The following is a 23,632-nucleotide window of genomic DNA, read 5'->3' on the forward strand; positions in this document are numbered from 1 at the left end:
TTGTAAAATTTTTTATCGCTACTTTGTTTCACGATGTAATGTGACGCGCCCTAATCTCGGAGAATATTTTCGTAATTCTAGACGTTCTGGATTCGTTCGTTTGTTCTTTGTCGTTATATAATTGCGATCTCCTGTTTCTGTACAAGCTAATGTAATGTTCACACGCATACTAGACACCTCTTTTTAAATAGTAATGATTACGTTTTATGATTTTACGCTTCTATTTTTTGTTTGTCAACGGCAAATTTAAAATAACCATCGATTTATGTTAAAGAACTTCGCAAACTATGTAAAAAAGATTGAATATTTTGCTGATTACGGTTGTAGGAAGCAAATATATTTACCTCGTAAAAATTTGCAATATCTCCTATAGTTAATGCATTTAATTCATTCTTCATTAATTCTTTTTCTACTAAAAATTCTGGTAATAAGCCAAGGACTAATTGGTCTTGCATTAATTGAATAGCAAAAATACTATCTTTTACCCCTGTATAGGACTGGATTGGATACTCATTTTCTAGCCATTGCAACACTGGGACATGCTCATTTAAATAACCGATGGCAAGCTCATTATTTGTAAATAAATGATGTAAGCGCGCATCTTTTGTATCTCCAGCCATTAATAGCTTGGGTGAATAAATTAATTTTAATGGTGCACTAATAAGTTTTTCTGCATGATACTCTTTTTGCTTTGTAGGGTTTAAATCTATGACAATATCCGCTTTTTTAGATTGTAACAGCTCAGCTCCATCATGCTGATCAAGCATCAAAATTTCAAGCTTATAATTTCGTGCTTCCAATGTGAAACGATGTAATATCGATAAAATAAATGTCGATGCTAGCGATGAAGACAATGCAATCACAATCGTTTCTTTTTGTGGAGTAGCTGCAAAATCTCTAAAGCCTTTAACAATCATTGAAATTGGAACAAGTGCCGGACTCTTATTGAATCTCGAACACTTTCATTATCATATTGAACAGCAACCACCCATTCAGTTTGGACAATTTAATAGTCCTCTAAAAATCTATGCAAAAAATTTAGGTAACCCATTAAGCACACTACCTCCTCTTTCCATTGCCTCACGAATTGGCATTGATTTATCCATTGTCGATACACAGGATGAGGAACAAGCTTTATGGCTTGAATGTCTAATATGGCCTGAATTAACGCAGCGCAAAGAAAATCTAAAAACAGCGATTCAATTAAATAGGCATGTTAAGAGTCAATTAATAGAAGGAGACTTCAGACCACTATTGCCTCTCCTTCTAAAAAAAGCACAGCAAGAAAACACTCAAATTATCATTTTCCATACGCATGTAGCGAATCAATTTCCGCCCGCCCTAAAAGAAGAACTGCTTCACTTATTGCAGACTAATAGTATGGAACAGCCTCTATATCACGTCTACAATAATCTATTTGATACACATTTGCATGTAGATTCTATCTATCAAGGTGAAATCGTCTCGGAAAAAATTTTAAGAGAAATTGATGGGCACGGGGAATATTATGTTTGGCGTTAAAATTCAAAAAGAGGCTGGGACAAAACACGTCATCTTCCTTTTTTAGTGTTCGCAACGAAAAACCGGAACCACGCTACAGCGCGATTCCGGTTTTTCTTATGCTCATATGAACGGTTGTTTTTATACGTATGTCCAGCCTCTTTTTTGTACTATCGTTCCTTATTCGGTGCATCATTTTTAATAACAATGCCTCCAATTAATAATAAAACGATGCCGATAAGACCACCGATTAATTCTACCGTACCAAATTGATCGTGGCGGATATAATTCACAACAAAATTACCACCAAAAATAATAAGCATAATTAGGCCAAGTGAATTTAAAAATTTCTTTTTCTTCATGTTGTCACCTCATCGTTTTCTATTGTACTAAAGATAATGAAAATGATAAACGATTTACAGTGGCTTCAATGCGGGTATTGCACGCTTTTTCATATAAAATGAACGAATGATTCCAGCAAGCGGTAATAAGTATAAATAACATGCAAATAAAATACTTGCTACCGGTGCATCAACAGCCGCTAATGGCACTGCACAGGCAATAGACCACGGTACAAGTGGTGGGATGACAATTGCCGTATCCGCTAGCATACTCGCTGTTTTTTTATCATCATGATAAATGTCTTTATTTAATTGATAGGTTAACATAACGGCGAGCGTCTGATTACATGAAATCATGACCGCTATAATCGCTACAATCGTTCCCGTAAAGAAATTGGTCGTTTTATGTGCCAATGCCTCTACACTATGCTGAATGCTCTCTAGCATATTTGTGCCATTGAAAATTCCAAAGTAGGACGATGATAGGCAAATGATAGCGATAACATTCACCATCGATAAAATGCCTCCACCATCAAGCATCGCACCTAATTGTAGATTATCTGCGATATAGCCGCTCCAAAGTGTTGCTGCAATATCAGTGAACGACATTTTCTGAACAACAACACAAATAATAATTCCTGACAGAATACTAATGAGCATTGTCTGTTTAATTTTTATTTTTAATAGCAGCAACACAAAAATAAGGGCAGCTGGTATTAACGTATAGCCATTTAACACAAAGCTATCAGCGAAAATAGCTGTAACATGCGTAGTTTTTGCCTCTGGCGTATGAATGAAGCCTAATACGATATAAATCACACTCGTCAGCGCAAATGGAATGGCTGCTGTTTTAATCATTTGGCGAATATGCTCAAATAATTTCATATGCGTCAATTCGCAGACAAGCAGCGCACTTGTCGACATCGGTGAACAACGGTCGCCAAAGTAAATACCTGATAAAATCGCACCAGCAACAAATAAGGGGTTTTCCCCCATTACATTGCCGATTGTCATACAAATAACACCAATCGTTGCCACAGTACCGAAAGCAGTACCCGTTAAAACGGATACAAGGCAATTGAGTAAAAAGACGACAATAATAAAAATCGCCGGCACAAGGAATTCCGTTGCAACATCAATAATCATTGGAATGGTCCCAGCTGCACGCCAAATGCCGGTCATCATGCCAATAAGGATAAAAATAAATAACATGCCTTTAATTTGACGAATGCCTTGCCATGAAAAGCGCAGCATCTCATGTACAGCATGTCCTTTTTTTAAACCATACATAAAAAAGAGCATATAGCCAAACGCAAGTGCCAGCAAAATCGATTGATTGAATGCGACACAAAGCAATAAGCTACATGCAAATAATCCAAAAACAACGAACTCCATCTCTCACACAGCTTTCTTGCATTTTTTTCTGACGTAAGTTTAACGATGTCACGTCGCTTGTGCAAGGCGATGTGTGTGTTTGTTGCTAATTAAGTCATAATTCATACAATTTTTAGGATTCGCGCACCTGAAGTAAAACCTTGCCGTCATGATTACCTGCCACCAGCATGTCATGTGCTTCACGCGCACCGGTTGCTGTAAATGGTAAAACTACAGGCTCACGTACTTGAAGCGGCAGATCGATAAGTGCATCCATCGCTTCCTTGTCGGTCATATCTTTTGTACGCTGTCCATCTATAAGTTGAACTGAGCGTGTTGTATCTGGTAAGCCTGTGAGCCCAACAAAGCGTGCACCATCTTTTGCATAGCGAATACCCGCTTGACCTCCCTTACCAAGTAAGGACGCATCAATAATAATATCCGCTATCCCGTCGAAGGCAGCTTCATCTTGGTGATAATCGACAAAATCATCTGCACCAAGCCCGCGTACATACGCTTCATTGCGCGCACTCGCGACCGCAATAATATGTAAGCCCATTTCCTTTGCTAATTGAATGGCAAAGCTCCCAACGCTCCCCGAGGCGCCTAAAATAGCGACCGTTTCACCCTGCTGTGCTTTTGCAAAGCCATGCAGTGCCCAATAAGCCGTGACAGCCGTATGCGAAAAACTTGCGGCTTGTGCTGTCGTTAAATATTCAGGCTTTAAAAACGTATGGCTCTGCCCAGCCGCAACATATTCACCGTAGCCGTTGCGTGCCGTTTTCGCAATTACAATATCATCTATTGAAAATGCTGTGACAGCTTGTCCTACTGCCACTACTCGTCCTACAACCTCATTCCCTGGCACATAAAATTGTGTTAATGGCGTATCCGCAAAATCGCCGCGACGCACCTCAACATCATATACATTCACTGCTGTATAAAGCGTTTCAACCAATACTTGCTTTTCTTTTGGCACAGGTACCGCGATATCGCGCTCCTCTAGTACCGATGCATCTCCATACGTCTCAAACCCAATTACCTTCATGTTTATCAGCTCCTTGCTGTTCTATTTCCAATTAATGTAAAAATTAAACCATTTATGCTTTAGCCTATGATAGCTCGGGTACTAATAACTAGATAGGAGTGATGATATGTTTCATGAAACGACAATTACAACTTTTGATGGCATCAATCTTTATTTTAGAAAGGATGAGCCAGCAAGTACCCCGCAAGCAACCATTGTGATTGTTCATGGACTTTGTGAACATGCGGGTCGCTATGATTACGTAACCGAAAAATTACTTGATAAGAATTTTGTCGTCTACCGCTTCGACCACCGAGGTCATGGCCGTAGTGAAGGGCAGCGCGTTTTTTATAAAGATTTCCACGATATTATCGAGGATGTGCGCACGGTCGTCAACAAAGCAAAATCAGAAAACCCGCAACTCCCGCTATTCCTTATTGGTCATAGTATGGGTGGCTTTGCCTCAGCCGCCTATGGCACAAAATATCCTGGTACGGTAAATGGCTTTGTGCTTTCTGGAGCGCTAACTCGTTATAATACGAAGCTTGTGGGTGAGCTACCACTAGATGGCATGGGCACATATTTTGCGAATGAATTAGGTGATGGCGTCTGTAGTGACCCAGCTGTTGTAAAAGCCTATACGGAGGACCCGCTTGTTGAGAAAGAAATTTCCGTTGACCTTATTAATCACGTATTTGGCGAAGGGGTGGACTGGTTAAAAGAAGCACACGCACAATTTGTAGATCCTGTGTTTTTACTACATGGTGCAGATGATGGCCTTGTCAGTGAGGAAGATTCACGCATGTTTTTTGGTGATATTCATTCTACAAATAAATCACTTAAAATTTATGCCCATTTAATGCATGAAATTTTTAATGAGGTCGACAAAGATGCGGTAATTACGGAAGCGATTGACTGGATTGAAAAACAATACTAAAAAAAGCCGGGATCACTTATCCAGTGACTCCGGCTTTTTTATCAGTTATTTTGATTTTGCTACAACAATTTTTGTACCTTTTGAATAATTGCTTGATGAATCTTTCGCTTTTACATAAAGTGTTGTTGCTGCTTTTTGTTTTGGTAGACGCAGTACGTAGTTTCCTTTTTTATCTGTCTTCGCAGTTGCGATGACTTTACTATGTTTGTATAAGTAAACGCGTGAACCTGCTTCTGCTGTGCCTTTAATTGTTTTTGTCGATGATTTTACCTTTGTAATTACTTTTGGTTTTGCTGGTGCTACGGCATCGACTACTTTACCTGTTTTTTTCGTTTCATTACCTGCTGCGTCCGTTACAGTCATACGCCATTTTGCATTGCCTTTTAAGTTTTTAATTGTGAACGTGTATTCACCATCTTTATTGGCTTTTTTCGTATATGTTTTGTCGCCAACTGTTAACTTAATTGTGGCACCTTTTTCTGTTTTGACAACAATCTTATTTGATGCTTTGACAGACGTTACCTTTGGTGCTGTTTTATCTGCTACTGTAATTGTTGTTATCGTTTCTTTACCGTCTTTAGATGCAATAAGGGTTAGCTTTGTATCCGCAGCTTGTTTCGGTACCTTAATTGTAAAGTTACCCGCTTCATTTGCAATCGCTTCACCGATGACTTTGTCACCAATTTTCACAACTACTGTTGCACCTGGTGTTGTTTTACCTGTGATTACACCTGTTTTATCCGAAACTTGTGTGTTTGGCGTCGGTGCTACTGGTGGCACAATGACAGTGGATGCTGCTACCTTGAATTTAGCTGCTGATTTCACAGCACCTAATGGGCTACCTGCAATCGCAAGTTGTAATGTATAATCGCCTGCTTGTGTTGGTGCATCTAGACCATGAATATGGTTGTAGAACATTTCATCTGAAGCTTTTGATACAACATTCCCCTCTGCATCTATAATAGAAGCAACTGGTTTAACGCTACCAGATACAGCGGCATGTGTTTCACTACCATGCGCTACTTCATACGACACTTGGCCATTACGAAGCACATATGAACCTTGCTCTTCTTCATCTGCAATTGTGTAGTCATTTGTTTGGTTAACTAATACAGAGGATAATTGGTTGCCATACGCATCATTAATATGCGCTGAAGCACTTACTTCTTCGCCTGCTTTATATGTTGTTTTTGGTAACTCAACCTCTGTTGTTAACTGACCGCCAACTTTCCAAGTAGATACATCGCCTGTTGTAAAGCTTTGCGTTCCTTTTGAGAAGTAGTAATTCCAAATTTTATTGTTGTTTTCCGTATCACCAAAGCCAAGACGTACTTGCATATTCATTTTTAAATCGGCAGGTACATAGAAGTTATGACCTGTACGTAATGTCGCCGTGAATGAATCGCTATATTTATTATAAGGATATAAAATTGCCCCGCGGAAATCTTTAAATCCTTCTGTATCTGCTTTAATTTTCACTTGTGCTAAATCTTGTTTGTTGAATGTTACGGTGTTATTCGCACCTTCTGTATCATCTACAGTCACTTTATCATTTAAGAAATAGTAGTTATCTTGCTTCCCTTCTGCATCTGGTAATGTCACATAATTCCCTTCGATAACATAACCATTATCTTTTTCTGCTTCTAAAAAGACAGAGCTATGTTTGTACACTTGTAGTGTATTCGCTGTTGGATACGCTTCTTGACCGTCTACAGTTACTTTCTTCTTAATCATTAATAGCTTCGTCGAAATATTATTCATCGCTTGGTCGCCATCTTTTGGATCAACCGTCACTTCTGTCATATTTTCTGGAATTGTAATATCTTGCTGTAAATCTGACAATTCGTCAAATTGACGATAGATAAAGCCGAATTTCCCGCCTGAATTTGGTACATTATAGCGGATGATAGCGATATTTCCGCCTTCTAAGCTACTTGTTTTTAAATTATCTGGAATATTTAACACTTTCGTGCTATCTGAGTTACGGTTATAGTATTGATTCCATTCGATGTTGCCATTTTCATCTTTTTCAGCACGTAATAATGTTGTATACGTGGCGACATTGGCACCCTCTGCATCTTTTAGCGCTAATGTTGCGCCAGAATCCACTAAATTCATCGTTAAGGTTTTTTCAAGACCTTTTGTTGCATCTGCAGCCTGACGTGTTAATGGGCTCGGTTTCGCTGATACCGTAATATCATACGTACCTTGTGTATACTCTACAGATGTTAAAACGATAAATGAATACATATAATACATACGATTGGCAGGATTTGTAGCATTTTTCGTATCACTATCTAATAAGACTTTGCCGTCACTATTACGCTTGATGTTATAGTTTGCATAAATATTACCGAAATCTTTTGATTCGATTTTCCATTCTTCGTCATCTGCTTTGATTTCGGTTTTTCCTGTTTCCACATCTTTTTTGTAAAGCGCATCTTCCTCTGTTAATGAGCCACGTTTCATCCCTACTAATTGGTTCCCGTATGCATCGCTAAACATTTGTTTTGTATAGAAGGCTTGATCCGCTTTATAGGCATCATTGGCATGATCACGCTCAATATACGCTACATTACGTTGTTTAGCATAACGTGCGACTGCTTCTTGGTCTGCTTCTAATGTCATATCGACTTGACCGCCAGCTTGTAGTTTTGTTGTTTCTCCTGTTTTAACGGTTGCTTTTGTTGTTTCAGCGAATGAATAAATCCAGTTTCCTTTACCATCATTCGTATCATCTGCCACTTCAGCGTCGATTAAGTATTGGTAGTCACCAGGTGTTACATAGAAATTACGGCCTGTTGCGATTCCTTCACCAAATGCTTCGTTCATTGCATCGTTATAAACATATAACACCGCATTTTCTAATTTCCCATTATCGTTATTCACAGTGATTTGGCCTGCTTGTGCTGTATCAAATGTCAGACTTCCGGGTGCTGTGATTTTTTCATCTGTTTTAGATAAGAAATACGTATCGCCATCTTGTTTTGCATAAGCAAAAATGTTGTATGCGCCTTTATCTAAATAAACGGTTGGGCTTTCGCTAGCACCTAGTTTATTAATGTCTGTCATTTCACCGACTGTATTTCCTTCATCGTCCTTCATTGTAATGAAGTATTGCGCGCCATCGATGCCTTTGCCGTCTTTACCTGTTGTTTCAAGTGCTACTTTTTGTGTATCATCGCTTGTTAATGTAATTGCACCTGTTGTATTTAATTCACGAGAATACATGAACCATGAGTTTTTGCCTTCTGCGTCGTCAAATTTACCTTGTACAACAACACGCACATCTTTTAAATCTGTACCGACATAGCTTGGTACACGTACAGCGCCTGCATTATCCGTACCGCCTGTCCAAAGCTCTGAATAATGACCTTCATCGTCTTTTTCGTATAGCTTCACTGTCGCACCTTTTGCTACATTACCGTTTGGTGATTGAACACTAAACATATAGCCTGAAACTGGCGCGTTTTTAATATGAATTGTACGCTCTAATGCATCTAATTCTACGCCATCTTTATCATAGGCTTTCACTGTTACCGTGTAATCGCCGTCTGCAAATGCCGTTGTATCAAATGAGCTTGTGAATTGATGATCTTTTACTGTACCTGCTGCTACCTCTTTATCACCGACAAATACGCTCATTGTTTGTACCGCATCATTTGCTGTTGACACACTGATAGGTGTCACGCCAATAACATCCGCGTTTTTCTTCGGCGCGTTTACAGTGAAGGCATCGATTGAGACATTATTTTCTAATGCTTTTGCGGCATTTACTTTACCATAACCTGTTTCTCTATCATGGCCTTCTGTATTTAAGTCTGTCGCTGTTTTTGTTAATACTTCTGACACTTCATTTGCAGAGGCATCTTTATGCTGGGCTTTGTATAAAGCGGCAACTGCTGCGACGTGTGGTGCCGCATAAGATGTCCCAGTGCCTGTCGTATAATAACCCGTTTCGTCCCCTAGGTCACCAGCAAGTGATGTACTCACTACCCCAACACCTGGTGCAACTAAATCGACTGTTTCACCTGTGTTCGAGCCAGCATAAACTTGGTCTGATTTGGATACAGAACCAACCGAAAGTACATTATCAAGTGCTGCAGGGTAATTTGTATCTGCATTCCCACCGCCATTACCTGAAGCAGCTACAACAACGATGCCTGCTTGTGCAGCTTCCTGTACGGCTGTATCGATTGCTTCACTGTATTCACCTGAAAGACTCATATTAATAACGTCTACTTTTTGGTCAATCGCATAACGAATCCCCTCAGCGATATCATTTGCTGTTCCTTCACCATTTTTCGCCATCACTTTTACAGGTAAAATTGTGACATCCTCTTTCCCAACGACACCCGCAATCCCTTTTTCATTATTCGCATTGGCAGCAATAATACCTGATACAAATGTTCCGTGACCTTGGTCATCGTTACCTGTTTTATTGTCTGCTGCATTGTCAACAAATGTTGCACCTTCAAGTACACGACCAGCTAAATCTGTATGTGTTGCTTTCACACCAGTATCTAAAACTGCGACTGTTACACCTTCTTTTGAAGCGTCTTCAGCTTGTTTCCAAGCATTTTCTGTATCAATCGCTTTTAAATTCCATTGATTTGTATAAAATTCATCATTCATTGCTGTATCATCAGCAATTGTATAAATTTTGTTTTCTTCTACAAACTCAATATCTTTATCTGCTTCTAATGTTTCAACTACTTCATCTACATCTGATACGGCAACGTCGATAACCGTTGTTTGATCATGTTCAGAAACAATTTCTGCGTTCAATGCTTTCGCTTGTTTTGTTGAAATTTCTGCATTTTCTTTATGTTGAACAAGTAATTGTGTCGTTTCTACTGTTGTTTCTGCCTGTGCTGATAATGTTGTTGGTAAACTTGTTGATGCTGTTAGGGCAACTGTTGCCGCCGTTGCAAGTGTTTTTTTCATCATTTCTATGTACTCCCTTTGATAATCATTTTCATTTTATCTCGAAAAGAATCATAATTGAAAATGATTATCAATTTCAATGATTTTTCTCACAAAAATACAAAAGATAAGTCATTATACGGATAAAATTATCATGAATAGGGCAATTTTTTCTAAAAAAAGCGCCCCACCTTAGTGGGAACGCTTTTTTGCACAGTTTACTTATCATGCTTATATTTTTTTGAGCTTGAGGACGTGCTTTTTGTATCCTCACGATTTTCCAGTTTTTCATCTTTCACTTTTTCATTTAGTTCTTCTACAGGAATCGGGTCAACGAACATCATTTCCTCATCCTTATCAAAAAGACTTTCTGTATCTGAATTCACTTGATCTGGGCTATCCATACGCTTAAAATCTGTATCTTTTTTCTTATCTTCCTTGTTCATTCGGTCACTCATAAGCTGACACCTCCTTAAACATTATTTTTATGGTCTTGACGTTTTTTGCGACGATTAAAGAACCAAATAAATAAAAATGCAAAGAAGAATACTGGTAAAGCAAGTCCTTGTCCCGCTAAAATTTGAGCTGCAATACCTTCATCTGTGCCTCGGCTCGTTGCTCTTGTAATAAAAACCCCTAATGCGACTAAATATAGCACAATGGGTATCCATAATAATTTCATCATACTCGATTCCCCCTTATAAAATAATTAACCTATCTTTCAGTAATTAAACACATATCGTGCTAAAATAAAGACAATATTAAAGGAGGCTATAACGATGGCAATTGTGAATGCGTCGGATCAAACATTTTATGAAGAGACAAAATCAGGGCTTGTACTTGTTGATTTTTGGGCAACTTGGTGTGGACCGTGTAAAATGTTAGCACCTGTGTTAGAAGAACTAGCACAAGAAATTGATGTGCCGATTGTAAAATTAGAAGTCGAAGAAAACCCTGCTACTGCAGGTGAATATGAAGTAATGTCTGTACCTACATTAGTGTTATTGAAGGACGGCGAAGTAGTTGCAAAAACTGGTGGCTATCAACCAAAAGAAGCTTTAATTGATTTTATTAATAGCTATCGCTAATAAATCCGTACAAAAAAGCACGTCTAACGAATAAAATGGTTAGACGCGCTTTTTATATTGTTAGAATTTAAAGAACATATTTAATCGACGTTGTGGCATGTGTTAGTAATTCATTAACGGTGGCATCTTCTACTTGGAGCTCGAGCACATGCGCTTTGAGGAGACGGTGTTGTACTTTTTCAGCCTCTGCATTGTTTACCCGAAATTCTAGCATGCTTAAAATTAATTGAATTAACTCCTCATACGCACTTGGTGACTCTACGAGATTTTGTACATAGCCACGTTCTTGCCATTTCATTTGTTGTAATATTTTGATAATTTCAGACATGGGCGCATATAAATCATGTACCTCATAATAATAGTCATTTCCCTGTAATTGCTCAAAATGCGTACGGTCTGACATTTTCCAAAGAAGGGCGAAGGTTGTTGTATTCGTACAAAACTCCTCAATTAATTGCATCCAATTCATTTTTAATTGTGTAAAAGAACAACTATGTAAATGCGTTTGTAGATTGGCAAAAGAAATTTCCCGCTGCATTTATGTGTCCTCCTTTAACAGTTTTTTTCTCTATAACAGGAACAAAAGCGCCCTTTCTCATGGAAAAGACGCCTTTGTTTTGTGATAGAGGTTTGGTATGCGGTAAGGGATTTACCGTGTAACAAATTGCATTGGACGTTTTTGCTTAGGCTAGCACCAGCGCCCAACTGGTTAGGCATTTAAAAATAGGGATTTGACTAGCAAAGGAGCATAGAAAATGTTTCCGCTTCATTTCCTAATAACGCCTGTAGAGTTTTCTCCATAAAAAAACCACTTTCGCTAGTTCTTATACATATTAACTCATTTTTTCTACTTTGTGTAGCTTTTTTCTAAAAAATATACCGTATGACATATATTTTATATTCCATTTAATGCTAATTCCTTATGAACCACTATTCAATTATTGAATTTCTTTATCATTCTCGTTAGAATAAGACCAACTTAATGATAGCGGAGGGTAGACATGGAAAAGATCAAAAAAATAACCAAAGGATTTTCTGGAGAAGAAAAATGGCTCGTGCATTATGAGCAAAAACAATGCCTTTATCGACAATTTGATCCGCAGCAATACACACAAAAAAAGCAGGAATTTTCATTGCTACAGCAACTTTTTTCTACTGGTACACAGACCTATGAGCCGCTAGAAATTGGACCAAATTATATGATAACGAGCTTTTTAGAAGGATTGGATGCAGAGGATACAATTGGCACGCTTACAGCGACAGAGCAATATCAAGTCGGTGTGGATGCAAGCGCTGATTTACGTCGCATTCATGCGATTAAAGCAAAGGAAAATACATGGGCAAGCTATCAAAAAACTAAATATGAGCGTTACCGAAAAACGTATTATGAACGAGGGTACACATATGATTTTATGCCTGCAGTCGAGCAATTTATCAATGCACATCTCCATTTATTAAACGGGCGCCCTACCCATTTACAGCATGATGATTTTCATTTGCCTAATTTAATTATTCATAACCGCCACTACGCGGGTGTTATCGATTTTGGGCGCTTTGATTGGGGTGACCCGGTTTGGGATTTTGTAAAACTCGGCCTCTTTAGTAGAGAGCATAGCATTCCTTTTTGCATTGGATTACTTGAAGGCTACTATGATCACCACTTGCCTGATGATTTTTGGACACTTTACACGCTATATGCCGGTATGCTTGCCTTCTCTTCTATCATTTGGGCGGATAATATCGGCCAACTACAAACAACGTTGCCTCATGTTGAGCGGATGATTCAGGACCACCATGGCTTTCAACATATCATTCCTTCGTGGTTTAAATCGATAAAATTTTAAACTTTTATTGTTTTTTATGCCAAAATATAGTAAATTATTCATAAACAAACTTAGAAAAGAGGGGTAATATGTTCTCATTTTTACAAACCACAGCAAAGGCTAGTTCCTCTCCACTTTTAGCCGTTATCGAATCATTTGTCGAAAATCTCGAAGCGGGCGGAAACCTTAACCTTACCGCTGCGATTCAACACCTCTCTCCTCACGAACAACAACTTATTCAAAAACTAACTTCTTATATAACACAGCAGCATGAACGCCTTGCACAGCATGATTATTTATTTTCAACGATTTGCAGTGCAGCAAATAGTGGTTATTGGGTTGCAGATGTTATGCATGGTGATTTGATGCATACGGACACAAAGTTAATAATGAGCGATGAATTGAAAACGCTAACAGGAACGCTTGGCGATGATACAAAGCGTTCCATTATGCATTTTATTCATGAAGATGATGTCGTACATATTAAAAATGCACTTGCGACTGCGCTTCAAACAACAGCAGAGCGTATTGAAGCGCAATGTCGCCTTGTGACACCACTGGGAGAAATCCGCTATATCGATTGTCATATTCAGCTTCTTTATAAGGAGCAAAAACTTAGTAAATGCTATGGCGTCATTCACGATCTAACCGCTCAACATATTGAAAAGCAGCGCTCAGTGCAACTACTTGAAAAACATGGATTAATTACCGAAGTCATGTATGAATCACCTTGGCATGTCCAAGTGAAAAATCCACAAAACTTAGCAGATGCTCAAAATACCGTGTGGTTTTCAGAGCAATTTTTAACAGCTTTTGGTTATACGAAAACGACACAGCCACAAACGTATAAGGATTTTGCAAATCTCATCCATCCAACAGACCGCGATGGCACAAATCCTATATTTAAAATATGTTTTAGAGAAGCGAAGCAAAACGGAAAAGCACAATGCGAGTTGCTGTACCGCGTACGAGATAGCCGCGGGCAATATATTGCGATGAGCAATCGGATTATTATTACATGTAATACAGATGGCATCGTGGAACATATCGTTGGTGTGATGCGTGATATCACACTAGAAAGTCAGGAAAAGGAACGCGGAGAGCATATGAAAGCAGGCATCCAACAATTAAATGCAAGTATTGATGAAATGACCTACGCTATGCAAGATATGAAAAATCATGTAAGCGAATTGACGAATGCTCAGCAGCAATCAGCGCATGCCGCAATTGATGCTCATCAACGTGCGGACAATACCCAAAATATTTCATCGATGATTCGTGGCATTGCAGATGAAACGAATTTATTGGGCTTAAATGCCGCAATTGAATCTGCGCGTGCGGGTGAACAAGGAAAAGGCTTTGCCGTCGTTGCGGATCAGGTGCGTAAACTAGCGCTAAATAGTGCGGGTGCCACAGAAGATATTGAGCAAAGTTTAACCGATTTAAAAGTGCAAATTGATACGATTTTAATGCATATGGACCGTATTAATTCCCTTGTATCTACACAAAAAGCCTTGAGTGATTCTGTCACAACAGCGGTTGAGCATATCCAGGAAATGAGCACACAGCTCGCACAAGTTGCGACTTTAAACGGCTAATATATGTAAAAAGAGGCTGGGATAAAACACGTCATTTTCCTTTTTTAGCGTTCGCAACGAAAAACCGGAATCGCGCTATAGCGTGATTCCGGTTTTTCTTATGCTCATATGAACGGTTGTTTTTATACGTATGTCAAAGCCTCTTTTTAGTATGTATCTACTTGTCATCGGTGGCCTCTCGTTTAACGTATGAAAAAATCGCTAGGACCAATAGAATAAGCGGAAAAACAAGCCATAAAAATGGTACGTGATAATCTTCCACTAATTCATCGAAAATGTATAAAACCATCAAAAAAGAGCCGGTTAGTAAAATGGCTTCTGGCGTATTTAAACTTTTACTCATTGTATGCCTCCCTTAAATATCAAAAAAGTATTATTTTTATCATACTTCTTTTGAGGAAATAATGAAATGAGGAACGTTTCAATGCAGTTTTAAATACGGCCAAAATACTGTTTTTGAGTGCCTTTTCTTTAAGAGCAGTTGCCCTTTAGCATCTCTTACAGCTCTGGAAATCCTTTAAAATAATGAACAAGCTGCTCTTTCATTTCCCGCACGACAGCTGTTTCGACGACTTCCTTATTTGAGCAAATGCCGATATGACGCGCTGCTTTTTTTCCTTCAATCGGAATTTGCACGAGATCATTAAAGGCTAAATGCGTTAATTTTGGTAAAAATGAAATACCGAGATTTGCTGCAACGAAGCTTGCAATCGTTTGAACTTCTTCTCCTTCAAAGCTAATGGCTACTTGGATGCCCGCTTCTTTCAATAAATCATTTGATAAATGACGAAGCGCAAAGCCTTCTTTTAATAAAATAAACGTTTCGTCTTGTAATTCTTTTACGGTCAATGTTTCTCGTCCTGCGAAGCGGTGTGTCCGTGGCAACGTCACAAATAATTCCTCTGTTAATAGCGGCTGCCATTCAATATTTTTTTCAGTGGCTACATGCGTTGTGACACATAGGTCAATAATACCTTGTGCTAATAAATTTTTGAGTGCCTGTGAATTGTTTTGAACGAGCTTCACGCGCACATTCGGATGGGTGTCTTTGAATTGCTTCATAAAGAGCGATAAATAAGTCGCACCAACCGTATGAAGAAATCCAAGCGTTACCTCACCGGTTTCAACACCACTCATTTCTGACAAACGTGTTTTGACTGTTTCCATTTCTAAAATGATGCGATTGGTACTTTCTAAAAAGAGCTCGCCAAATTTATTTAATCGAATGGAACGGCCATTACGATCAAATAGTGACACATCCAATTCCTCTTCAATTCGCATAATAGCACGGCTTAATGCTGGTTGTGATACCGAAAGCTTCTCTGCTGCTCGCGTCATGTGTTCCATCTCTGCTAAAACTTTAAAATAATGAAAATGATGCCATTCCATTATCACGTCACCCCTTATGTAACTTGCGCATGATTTTTATGATTACGATGTATTATACTCCATTAAAGCGCTTCCATTTAGAAATTTTGCTTAATTCAGGGCGAACAGCTCATAGATACTAGATTTTTAGTACTAGATTAGAAAATATATACACATTTCACTTATGCATTTTTCGCATGATTTTATTAAAAATAATGTATTATACGTTCATTTCATTGTGTGATAGGCTTTTTTTAGAAAAGAGGTTACAACATGAACATTAAATCCCCTGAGCGCTTATTTTTAGCAGGCGGTAAACATGCGGTGCTACTGCTTCATAGCTTTACGGGCACAGCCAATGAAATGAAACGTACAGCAAAACATTTACATAAAGCAGGCTTTACTTGTCTTGCACCAATTTATGCAGGGCATGGGCAGCATCCAGAAAAATTTTTCCAAACAGGTATTGCAGACTGGCTACAAACAGCGCGCGAGGCGTATTTGTTTTTACAACAGCAAGGCTATGAAAAAATTGCGATTGTCGGTCAATCACTCGGTGGCGTCATTGCACTCCATTTAGCAGATGAAGTGGCACCGCAAGCACTTGTGACGATGTCATCGCCCATTGTCGAACGGGAGCTTAGCGGCCTAGAGTCACGCGTAAAAGCCTATACAACATATTATTTACGCATGCGCGACATCCCTGAGCCAGAAGCCTTTCATTTTGTGGCGACGCACTTCCCTCGTCCTGAGCATAAATTACATGCGCTGCAGCAATTTATTTTAGCGACATCTGATTTACTAGCGAATATCAACTGTCCTGCCCTTATCTTGTACGGCGAAGCGGACGCGCATATTTATCAGCATAGTGCCCAGTTAATTTATGACGGACTTGCCTCTACAACGAAGCAGTTACGTGGCTATAAGGAGGCTGGGCATCTTTTATCATTAGCGCGTATTCCTGAAATTCATGACGATATTGTCGATTTCCTTACGAATGAATTGTAAATTTTTAGAAATTAATTTATGATGAGAGGAAACAGGGAGGTAGTTAGATGACAAAACAAGCGATGGAACAATTTTTATCAAAAATTCAGCAAGACCCAGCTGGTTTAAAAGGTTACAATGCACGTATTTAATTTGACTTTACCGATACAGAAGAAAGCACGCTCATTTCATTTGATGGCAATAATGCACATGTCGCAAAGGATGCGCAGGCACCCGACTGTACCGTATCAATTTCTAGTAAAAATTTTGAAAAGCTTACAACGGGGCAAATGAATCCACAAACAGCTTTCTTGATGGGAAAATTGAAATCAAAGGGTGATATGAGTCATCTACTACGCCTAAGCAGCCTCTTAACGTATTATAAATAAACAAAAAGCCTTCTAGGGGACACTCCTTAGAAGGCTTTTATTTAGCGTTGTTCGTATACTTTAATCCACGCATCAGGCGTCATCTTCTCGACTAATTCGCCTAATAGCTCATACGGAATATGCGTCGCATTCGTCAAACGAATACAACTTTTTCCCATTTGTAATTTCGTTGACACTTCTTCCTTGTAGCGCGTCGTAAATCATTGTAGTAGCTCCGGATTGGCATAGATGCCCATATGATACACCCCAATATGATGCTTTTGCGGAATTACGCTTAAAAAAGGAAGCGGTGTACCGGGCGTCACATGATAACCTTTTGGGTAATCACGTAGTGGCACAACATAGTGAGTGCCACCATGCTCTTCGCATTTTTTAAAGCCTACAGGAATATATTTGTCAATAACAGCGATGAGCTGCTCATATGCCTGCTGTTGGTCCTTCATCACAACACCTCATTAAAACACATAATGATAAACATCCTTATACAGCTGCGCTAGCTCTTCTTCTGTCGGGATGCGCGGATTATTCGCTGGACTGCCACTGGCTATCGCATCAACGACCATTTTTGGAATTGCTGCATAAAACGCCGCTTTCTCAATGCCATAACCCTTTAAATTTGGAATGTCTAAGCTACGACATAATGCTTTTACAGCCTGAATGACTTCATCAGCAAGTTCCTCCTCGCTCAGATCGGCTGTTTGCTCAATGAAAAAACGGCGCCATTTTTGCAAGCTGCGGCGTACAGTTTTCCTTTGAAAATTCAAGCACCGCTGGTAACAGCATCGCATTTGAAATACCATGCGGGACGTGGAATAGTGCACCGATTGGGCGAGACATGCCATGTACAAGCGCCACAGAAGCATTTGAAAATGCCATCCCCGCTTGCAACGAGCCGAGTGACATCGCCTCACGTGCCGCCAAATTGTGACCATCACGATATGCCGGCAGTAAGTTCGCGGTAATTAATTCAATAGCAGACAGCGCCAATTGATTCGAAAATGGATGCGCTTTGCGTGATAATAAGCTCTCAATCGCATGGCTCATCGCATCAACGCCGGTTGCAGCGGTAATATGCCGTGGTGACGATACTGTTAGCTGTGCATCAACAAGTGCCACATCTGGCATAAAGGCTGCATCTTTAATCATCATTTTAATGTCTTCTGCAGTATTCGTAATAACCGTCACATCGGTTGCCTCACTACCCGTCCCCGCTGTTGTCGGAATCGCAATATGCGGAATCGGTAGCTCGGTAATGGGCGTCGCACCGTGCATATAATCCCCAATATAGCCGCGATTTGTTGCCACAACCGAGATGGCCTTTGCCGTATCAATACAGCTACCGCCACCAATAGAGACAATGACATCACATTGATGTTCACGTAAAAGCGCAAGTCCCTCATTTACATAAACGTCTAGTGGCTCTGATGTCACCCCTGTATACGCTACAGAGGCTTGCTTTAAATGCGCTGCACATTGTGCCACAACCCCTAAATCTTCCATAATCGGGTCACTAATAATTAACGCGGTCGTCCCTAATTTTTGCGCATGGTCCCCAAGAGTTTGAAAGGCGCCATTACCATAAACAATTTTTGCCGGAGAATGTACTGTGTATGCCATCTGAAACCCTCCTAATCATTACTTGGGAACGCGAATGTAGAGCCCATTTGAGAGCCCGCTTCTGGCCAGCGTTCCGATACGGTTTTTGTTTTTGTAAAGAAGCGCGCCTGATCTGGGCCAAACATATGCCCCTCGCCAAAGCGTGAATCTTTAAAGCCTGCAAAATTATGATAGCCAACTGGAATCGGAATTGGCACATTGACACCGACCATGCCCACATCGATTTCTGTCGTAAATTTACGTGAAGCATAGCCATCATTTGTGAAAATCGTCACGCCATTGCCAAGCTCATGCTCATTAATGAGCTGAATGGCTTCATCAAGTGTTTCCACGCGTACGATATTACGCACCGGGCCAAAGATTTCTTGCTCATACACATCCATGCCTGGCTTTACGTGGTCAAATAAGGTCGGGCCAATGAAGAAACCTTTTGATTCGTTGACGATAGGAAGCTCTCGACCATCACAAACGATTTCGACGCCCTCTTCTTCCCCCTTCTTAATCGCCGCAAGCATCGCTTCCTTCGCCTGCGCTGAAATCACCGGGCCGAAATCGGTATCCGCCTCTTCATAGGAGCCTACTTTTAACGCTGCTACTTTTTGTTTTAAAATAGCGACTAAGCGCTCAGCCGTCTCTTGTCCTACGGGCATAATCGTTGATAATGCCATACAGCGCTGTGATGCTGCACCGTATGCCGCGCCCATAAAGGCTTCTGCCACCTGTTCTAAATCCGCATCTGGCATGACAACCATATTATTTTTACCGCCGCCAAGTGCTGTGACACGCTTGCCGTATTTTGCCCCTGTTTCGTAAATATATTTTGCAACAGGTGTTGAACCAACAAATGAAATCGCCTTAATCGCTTTATGTTCGAGTAATTCATTCACCGCATCTTTATCGCCATTGATTACCGTCCAAATGCCATCTGGAAGGCCGGCTTTTTTCCATAGCTCACTAATAAATAATGCTGTCATTGGCACTTTTTCAGAAGCTTTTAAAATGACCGCATTCCCGACTGCCACTGCCATACTTGTTTGTGCAAGCGGTACCATAATTGGGAAATTGAACGGCGAGATTGCCGCGACAACGCCTAGTGGATATTTTGCAGAATACGCATTAATATTCCCACCAACATTGACCGAATATTCCCCTTTCACTAAATGCGGAGCGCCGATTGCTAAATCAACAGATTCAATACCACGCGTCACTTCGCCTTTCGCATCTTCTATCGTTTTTCCGCTTTCACGACAAATAATAGCTAAGAGCTCATCTAAATGTTGTGTTAATAAATTGCGGAAATTTAACAAAACCTGCGCACGCTTTGCGACAGAGACATCACGCCATGCCGGGAATGCTGCCTGTGCCTCTGCAATGGCCTCACGTGTTTCCTCTCTAGTCGCGAGTGGTACTTTCGCAATGACTTCTCCAGTTGTCGGATTAAAGACATCACCAAATCGTCCGCTCTGCCCTTCTACGTTTTGTCCTCCGATAAAATGCGTTAATGTTTGAATTCCTGTTGTTTCCATATCGTTCGCCTCCCTAAATTTTAAAAAATTCTGAAAATACACTAGAAAAAAATATAAATTTCTCGTATGATTATTTCACTGACCTCGGTCACTTAAATCATAAACGATAGAAAATTCATTCGTCAACGATAATTTTTTAACTTTTTAGAGAAAAGGAGTGATTTTTTGACAACCGACCGAAAGAAAAAGGCGCTAGAGACGCGTCAAAAGCTCTTAGATACCGCATTAAAACTTTTTGCAAAACGAGGATTTGAGCATGTATCGATTGCACAAATTACGACAACTTGTGGCGTTTCAAAAGGAACTTTTTACACTCACTTTGCAACAAAATACGATATTGTGCTCGAAAAATTTCAGGAATTTGATGCACATTATGTAGAGGCCGCAAAAAAAATCGATGAAAACTTAAGTCCACCACAGAAAATTATTGCACTATACGATGAACAAATGATTTATTTAACAACTGTCGTTGGCAAAGACATTATGCGCACTGTCTATACAGCAGCGATGACGAATCAAGTCGAGCATGTGCATTATTTAATTCACCCACAGCGGACGATTTTTGAACTGATTCGTCGTTATTTAGAAGAAGGCGTGGAACAAAATATTTTCCGTAAGGATCTGTCATTTGAAGCGATTGAAAAAATGATTCAACGGGCGATGCGTGCCAATGTGTATGATTGGCTTATTCATGCAGAGGATTTTGATTTAATAAAAGAGATGCATGTCTTTACAATAACGCTACTTGATGGCATACGCGCGTAAAAACTAGCTTTATTTCGCCAGCTTTTTTCGGTATACAGCCGCAGAGAGCTGGTTTTACTTTGCCCAATTTTATATAGTCTAGACTATTTATTATTTCTTCCGCTAATCTTTATATCAACGTTCTTTCAATGACATCTAGTTTGTTTCGCGTAAATGACACCAATTCACCTCTCAAAACTGAAAATAGCCGATTTTACTTCGTGCATTTATCCGAATTGCCAATATAAGCTAAATAAAAAGTAGAATGAGCTTTTACTCGAGTTTACTAAAAAATTCACCATCAAAAATACACGTAACAAAAGCAGCATTTTCTACTTTTGTTACGTGTAAAAAAATATTAAAGCGTAAAAATGAGTGCGTATATAAGCACGTACTCACTCAGATTCATCATAACCTTTTGTTAGCGTAAAAATAAAAAGTCCCCCAATGTTTCCACTGGGGGTCAAAGAGAAGAATATGAAAAGTACATTTATAATGTAGCCCTTTTTATAAAAGCTTAAACCTGTTTTTATTATTTTTTATTTTTTTCAAAAAAAATCATATTTTATTAATGAAAGTAACTGTATTTAAGTTCAATTTCCTCTGTTTCTTCTTATTTATATGAAAATAGCCGGTTAATTTTCTGAAAATAAAAACTTCTTTATTTTATGTTTCAAAGTAAAACAGTGGGGAATAGATAGAGTGTTCACGTAAAAAGTTTTTTACTACATATGAACAACCTCGAGTAGATTTATTTTTGTTTTGTCGACAACAAAATCAGGATTTAAAAGATTGAGATTGTTGTTTTACTTTTCCGCTATTTTATTTCCCAACAATTAAAGTACTACATATCTTTTGCAATCCTCGAAAATAGCAAACCCAAAAGGAGCTGTTTAGAGAATATGCAACAAAATAATAATTTAGATATGGAACCGCAAGATATTAATGTTGTGAGTTCCAAGAAAGCACGTAAGGCTGTTGTCGCCACCGGTCTCGGTAACGCGATGGAGTGGTTTGACTTTGGTCTTTATGCTTATTTAGCTGTTGTCATTAGTCAGTTATTTTTCGCTGGTGTTGATAATAGTGGTCTTCAACTTGTCTTCACCTTCGCTACATTCGCTGTGGCCTTCTTAGTTCGCCCAATTGGCGGCATCTTCTTTGGTAAGATCGGCGATAAATACGGTCGTAAAATTGTCTTAAGTACAACGATTATTATTATGGCAATTGCTACATTAATGATTGGTTTATTACCTACGTATGAGCAAATTGGTATTTGGGCGCCTATTCTATTATTAGTCGCTCGTATGATTCAAGGTTTCTCTACTGGTGGGGAGTACTCAGGCGCGATGGTCTATATCGCCGAATCATCTCCCGATAAAAAACGTGGGATGCTTGGTAGTGGCTTAGAAATCGGTTCTTTATCTGGTTTCATTGCCGCTTCAGGTCTCGTTACCATTTTAACGTTCGCCCTATCTGATGCTCAAATGATGTCTTGGGGCTGGCGTATTCCTTTCTTCATCGCTGCACCAATCGGTCTAATTGGTTTATATTTACGTCGTCATCTTGACGAATCACCAATTTTTGAAGAAATGGAGCAAGCACAAGAAGAAAGTGACGAAGAACCGTTAACATTTAAAGAAATTTTAAAGCATTATAAAAAAGATTTAATATTAAGTGTTGTTATCGTGGCATTCTTTAACATTACCAACTATATGGTACTGTCATATATGCCTTCGTATTTAACCGAAGTTATCGGCATTGATAACACAACAAGTTTAGTCATTTTATTAATCACAATGGTCTTAATGATGCCACTCGCATTATTCTTTGGTCGCATGAGTGATAAATTCGGTAATAAACGTGTTGTTCAAATTGGCCTTGTTGGGTTAACCTTCCTATCAATCCCTGCATTTATGTTAATGGGTGTTGGCCAAGTCGGCTTTATTTTCGCCGGTGTCTTCTTATTAGGTTTCCTACTAAGTTTTTATGAAGGGACACTTCCTTCATTACTACCAAGTTTATTCTTCTCAGATGTTCGTTATCGTGCACTGGCATTGACCTTTAATGTATCGGTGTCAATATTTGGTGGGACAACACCACTTGTATCGGCTTATTTAGTCCATGTAACAGGCGATCCACTTGCACCAGCGTACTATTTAGCAGCGGTCAGCATCATTGGCTTAATCGTCTTTAGCTTATTATTCGTTCAAACGTCAGGTCGCGCATTAAAAGGCTCGTACCCAACAGTTGAAACGAAAAAAGAAGTACGCGAAGTGATGAAACAAGATCCTGAAGATGCATTATGGTGGCATGAAGAAGCTCCAGATATCGAAACTGAGCAAACACAACCGCCGAAAACAATATCTTAATAATAAAAAAAGTCGTGT

The 23,632-nt window shown here is 39.4% G+C and carries 22 protein-coding genes and 2 pseudogenes; 9 read left to right on the plus strand and 15 right to left on the minus strand.

All coding sequences use genetic code 11. From position 1 onward, the window contains the following. Positions 1-18 precede the first annotated feature (18 nt). Together rpmG and KTHG_RS13100 are read right to left on the minus strand one after the other, a co-directional pair. Positions 19-168, minus strand: coding sequence for a 50S ribosomal protein L33 (gene rpmG, locus KTHG_RS13095; RefSeq protein WP_029498883.1), 150 nt, complete (start codon positions 166-168; stop codon positions 19-21). Positions 169-263: 95 nt separating this feature from the next. Further along, complete coding sequence (locus KTHG_RS13100) at positions 264-917, minus strand: LysR substrate-binding domain-containing protein (protein ID WP_139994128.1); 654 nt, start codon at positions 915-917, stop codon at positions 264-266. Between KTHG_RS13100 and KTHG_RS13105 the strand changes: the two genes are divergently transcribed. Continuing rightward, positions 802-1,521: a DUF2332 domain-containing protein gene (locus tag KTHG_RS13105; protein WP_139994130.1), complete on the plus strand. Its 720-nt coding sequence runs from the start codon at positions 802-804 to the stop codon at positions 1,519-1,521. The two genes, KTHG_RS13100 and KTHG_RS13105, sit on opposite strands and share 116 nt — an antisense overlap. Before the next feature lie 149 nt (positions 1,522-1,670). On the opposite strand, the gene KTHG_RS13110 is transcribed toward KTHG_RS13105, so the two are convergent. The 3 genes from KTHG_RS13110 to KTHG_RS13120 form a co-directional block, all read right to left on the minus strand. After that, the gene (locus KTHG_RS13110; RefSeq protein ID WP_139994132.1) at positions 1,671-1,862 is read right to left on the minus strand and encodes a hypothetical protein; all 192 of its coding nucleotides are present in this window, start codon (positions 1,860-1,862) and stop codon (positions 1,671-1,673) included. A gap of 54 nt (positions 1,863-1,916) precedes the next feature. Beyond that, positions 1,917-3,236: a Na+/H+ antiporter NhaC family protein gene (locus tag KTHG_RS13115; protein WP_139994134.1), complete on the minus strand. Its 1,320-nt coding sequence runs from the start codon at positions 3,234-3,236 to the stop codon at positions 1,917-1,919. Positions 3,237-3,348: 112 nt separating this feature from the next. After that, positions 3,349-4,263, minus strand: a complete 915-nt coding sequence (locus KTHG_RS13120; RefSeq protein ID WP_139994136.1) for an NADP-dependent oxidoreductase — start codon at positions 4,261-4,263, stop codon at positions 3,349-3,351. A gap of 106 nt (positions 4,264-4,369) precedes the next feature. Between KTHG_RS13120 and KTHG_RS13125 the strand changes: the two genes are divergently transcribed. Then, the gene (locus tag KTHG_RS13125) at positions 4,370-5,179 is read left to right on the plus strand and encodes an alpha/beta hydrolase (protein WP_139994138.1); all 810 of its coding nucleotides are present in this window, start codon (positions 4,370-4,372) and stop codon (positions 5,177-5,179) included. A 45-nt stretch (positions 5,180-5,224) separates the two neighbouring features. Here the strand turns inward: KTHG_RS13125 and KTHG_RS13130 are convergent, their stop codons facing one another. From KTHG_RS13130 to KTHG_RS13140, 3 genes are all read right to left on the minus strand, one after another. Beyond that, a complete protein-coding gene (locus KTHG_RS13130; protein WP_255512455.1) occupies positions 5,225-10,129 on the minus strand; it encodes a S8 family serine peptidase in 4,905 nt (1,634 codons plus the stop codon). Between the two features lie 194 nt (positions 10,130-10,323). Continuing rightward, a complete protein-coding gene (locus tag KTHG_RS13135; RefSeq protein WP_233600620.1) occupies positions 10,324-10,563 on the minus strand; it encodes a hypothetical protein in 240 nt (79 codons plus the stop codon). 14 nt (positions 10,564-10,577) lie between these two features. Further along, a complete protein-coding gene (locus KTHG_RS13140; protein ID WP_139994140.1) occupies positions 10,578-10,790 on the minus strand; it encodes a DUF4017 family protein in 213 nt (70 codons plus the stop codon). Between the two features lie 94 nt (positions 10,791-10,884). Between KTHG_RS13140 and trxA the strand changes: the two genes are divergently transcribed. Continuing rightward, positions 10,885-11,193 carry a thioredoxin gene (gene trxA / locus KTHG_RS13145; protein ID WP_139994142.1) on the plus strand — a complete coding sequence of 103 codons (309 nt, stop codon included), beginning with the start codon at positions 10,885-10,887 and terminating at the stop codon, positions 11,191-11,193. Between the two features lie 67 nt (positions 11,194-11,260). Here the strand turns inward: trxA and KTHG_RS13150 are convergent, their stop codons facing one another. After that, entirely contained in the window at positions 11,261-11,731 is a 471-nt protein-coding gene (locus tag KTHG_RS13150; RefSeq protein ID WP_126991640.1) for a hypothetical protein, read from the minus strand. A 463-nt stretch (positions 11,732-12,194) separates the two neighbouring features. Between KTHG_RS13150 and KTHG_RS13155 the strand changes: the two genes are divergently transcribed. Beyond that, the gene (locus KTHG_RS13155) at positions 12,195-13,037 is read left to right on the plus strand and encodes a phosphotransferase family protein (protein ID WP_139994144.1); all 843 of its coding nucleotides are present in this window, start codon (positions 12,195-12,197) and stop codon (positions 13,035-13,037) included. Between the two features lie 68 nt (positions 13,038-13,105). After that, the gene (locus KTHG_RS22055; RefSeq protein WP_139994146.1) at positions 13,106-14,614 is read left to right on the plus strand and encodes a methyl-accepting chemotaxis protein; all 1,509 of its coding nucleotides are present in this window, start codon (positions 13,106-13,108) and stop codon (positions 14,612-14,614) included. Positions 14,615-14,771: 157 nt separating this feature from the next. Here the strand turns inward: KTHG_RS22055 and KTHG_RS13165 are convergent, their stop codons facing one another. Continuing rightward, positions 14,772-14,957: a hypothetical protein gene (locus KTHG_RS13165; protein ID WP_126991637.1), complete on the minus strand. Its 186-nt coding sequence runs from the start codon at positions 14,955-14,957 to the stop codon at positions 14,772-14,774. A 155-nt stretch (positions 14,958-15,112) separates the two neighbouring features. After that, on the minus strand, positions 15,113-16,003 hold the full coding sequence (locus KTHG_RS13170) for a LysR family transcriptional regulator (protein WP_126991636.1): 891 nt from the start codon (positions 16,001-16,003) through the stop codon (positions 15,113-15,115). 252 nt (positions 16,004-16,255) lie between these two features. Here KTHG_RS13170 and KTHG_RS13175 point away from each other — a divergent pair, with 252 nt between their 5' ends. After that, positions 16,256-16,990: an alpha/beta hydrolase gene (locus tag KTHG_RS13175; protein WP_139994148.1), complete on the plus strand. Its 735-nt coding sequence runs from the start codon at positions 16,256-16,258 to the stop codon at positions 16,988-16,990. A 143-nt stretch (positions 16,991-17,133) separates the two neighbouring features. After that, positions 17,134-17,358 (plus strand): annotated as a pseudogene (locus KTHG_RS13180) (SCP2 sterol-binding domain-containing protein); the annotation flags it as partial. A 41-nt stretch (positions 17,359-17,399) separates the two neighbouring features. Here the strand turns inward: KTHG_RS13180 and KTHG_RS22165 are convergent. From KTHG_RS22165 to KTHG_RS13195, 4 genes and pseudogenes are all read right to left on the minus strand, one after another. Further along, positions 17,400-17,534: a hypothetical protein gene (locus KTHG_RS22165; protein ID WP_370362768.1), complete on the minus strand. Its 135-nt coding sequence runs from the start codon at positions 17,532-17,534 to the stop codon at positions 17,400-17,402. A gap of 24 nt (positions 17,535-17,558) precedes the next feature. Further along, positions 17,559-17,801: a hypothetical protein gene (locus KTHG_RS22170; protein WP_370362769.1), complete on the minus strand. Its 243-nt coding sequence runs from the start codon at positions 17,799-17,801 to the stop codon at positions 17,559-17,561. 12 nt (positions 17,802-17,813) lie between these two features. After that, positions 17,814-18,975, minus strand: a pseudogene (locus tag KTHG_RS13190) (iron-containing alcohol dehydrogenase). Positions 18,976-18,986: 11 nt separating this feature from the next. Then, complete coding sequence (locus KTHG_RS13195) at positions 18,987-20,501, minus strand: CoA-acylating methylmalonate-semialdehyde dehydrogenase (RefSeq protein WP_139994150.1); 1,515 nt, start codon at positions 20,499-20,501, stop codon at positions 18,987-18,989. Positions 20,502-20,666: 165 nt separating this feature from the next. Here KTHG_RS13195 and KTHG_RS13200 point away from each other — a divergent pair, with 165 nt between their 5' ends. Further along, positions 20,667-21,266: a TetR/AcrR family transcriptional regulator gene (locus KTHG_RS13200; protein WP_139994152.1), complete on the plus strand. Its 600-nt coding sequence runs from the start codon at positions 20,667-20,669 to the stop codon at positions 21,264-21,266. A gap of 881 nt (positions 21,267-22,147) precedes the next feature. Further along, complete coding sequence (locus KTHG_RS13205; protein ID WP_126991629.1) at positions 22,148-23,614, plus strand: MFS transporter; 1,467 nt, start codon at positions 22,148-22,150, stop codon at positions 23,612-23,614. Positions 23,615-23,632 lie beyond the last annotated feature (18 nt).

It is taken from the genome of Kurthia sp. Dielmo (assembly GCF_000307285.2).
GTDB lineage: Bacteria > Bacillota > Bacilli > Bacillales_A > Planococcaceae > Kurthia > Kurthia populi.

Coding starts and splice junctions, on each gene's coding strand:
- rpmG (WP_029498883.1), bottom strand. CDS start 168: ATGCGTGTGAACATTACATTAGCTTGTACAGAAACAGGAGATCGCAAT.
- KTHG_RS13100 (WP_139994128.1), bottom strand. CDS start 917: ATGATTGTTAAAGGCTTTAGAGATTTTGCAGCTACTCCACAAAAAGAA.
- KTHG_RS13110 (WP_139994132.1), bottom strand. CDS start 1,862: ATGAAGAAAAAGAAATTTTTAAATTCACTTGGCCTAATTATGCTTATT.
- KTHG_RS13115 (WP_139994134.1), bottom strand. CDS start 3,236: ATGGAGTTCGTTGTTTTTGGATTATTTGCATGTAGCTTATTGCTTTGT.
- KTHG_RS13120 (WP_139994136.1), bottom strand. CDS start 4,263: ATGAAGGTAATTGGGTTTGAGACGTATGGAGATGCATCGGTACTAGAG.
- KTHG_RS13125 (WP_139994138.1), top strand. CDS start 4,370: ATGTTTCATGAAACGACAATTACAACTTTTGATGGCATCAATCTTTAT.
- KTHG_RS13130 (WP_255512455.1), bottom strand. CDS start 10,129: ATGATGAAAAAAACACTTGCAACGGCGGCAACAGTTGCCCTAACAGCA.
- KTHG_RS13135 (WP_233600620.1), bottom strand. CDS start 10,563: ATGAGTGACCGAATGAACAAGGAAGATAAGAAAAAAGATACAGATTTT.
- KTHG_RS13140 (WP_139994140.1), bottom strand. CDS start 10,790: ATGATGAAATTATTATGGATACCCATTGTGCTATATTTAGTCGCATTA.
- trxA (WP_139994142.1), top strand. CDS start 10,885: ATGGCAATTGTGAATGCGTCGGATCAAACATTTTATGAAGAGACAAAA.
- KTHG_RS13150 (WP_126991640.1), bottom strand. CDS start 11,731: ATGCAGCGGGAAATTTCTTTTGCCAATCTACAAACGCATTTACATAGT.
- KTHG_RS13155 (WP_139994144.1), top strand. CDS start 12,195: ATGGAAAAGATCAAAAAAATAACCAAAGGATTTTCTGGAGAAGAAAAA.
- KTHG_RS22055 (WP_139994146.1), top strand. CDS start 13,106: ATGTTCTCATTTTTACAAACCACAGCAAAGGCTAGTTCCTCTCCACTT.
- KTHG_RS13165 (WP_126991637.1), bottom strand. CDS start 14,957: ATGAGTAAAAGTTTAAATACGCCAGAAGCCATTTTACTAACCGGCTCT.
- KTHG_RS13170 (WP_126991636.1), bottom strand. CDS start 16,003: ATGGAATGGCATCATTTTCATTATTTTAAAGTTTTAGCAGAGATGGAA.
- KTHG_RS13175 (WP_139994148.1), top strand. CDS start 16,256: ATGAACATTAAATCCCCTGAGCGCTTATTTTTAGCAGGCGGTAAACAT.
- KTHG_RS22170 (WP_370362769.1), bottom strand. CDS start 17,801: ATGAAGGACCAACAGCAGGCATATGAGCAGCTCATCGCTGTTATTGAC.
- KTHG_RS13195 (WP_139994150.1), bottom strand. CDS start 20,501: ATGGAAACAACAGGAATTCAAACATTAACGCATTTTATCGGAGGACAA.
- KTHG_RS13205 (WP_126991629.1), top strand. CDS start 22,148: ATGCAACAAAATAATAATTTAGATATGGAACCGCAAGATATTAATGTT.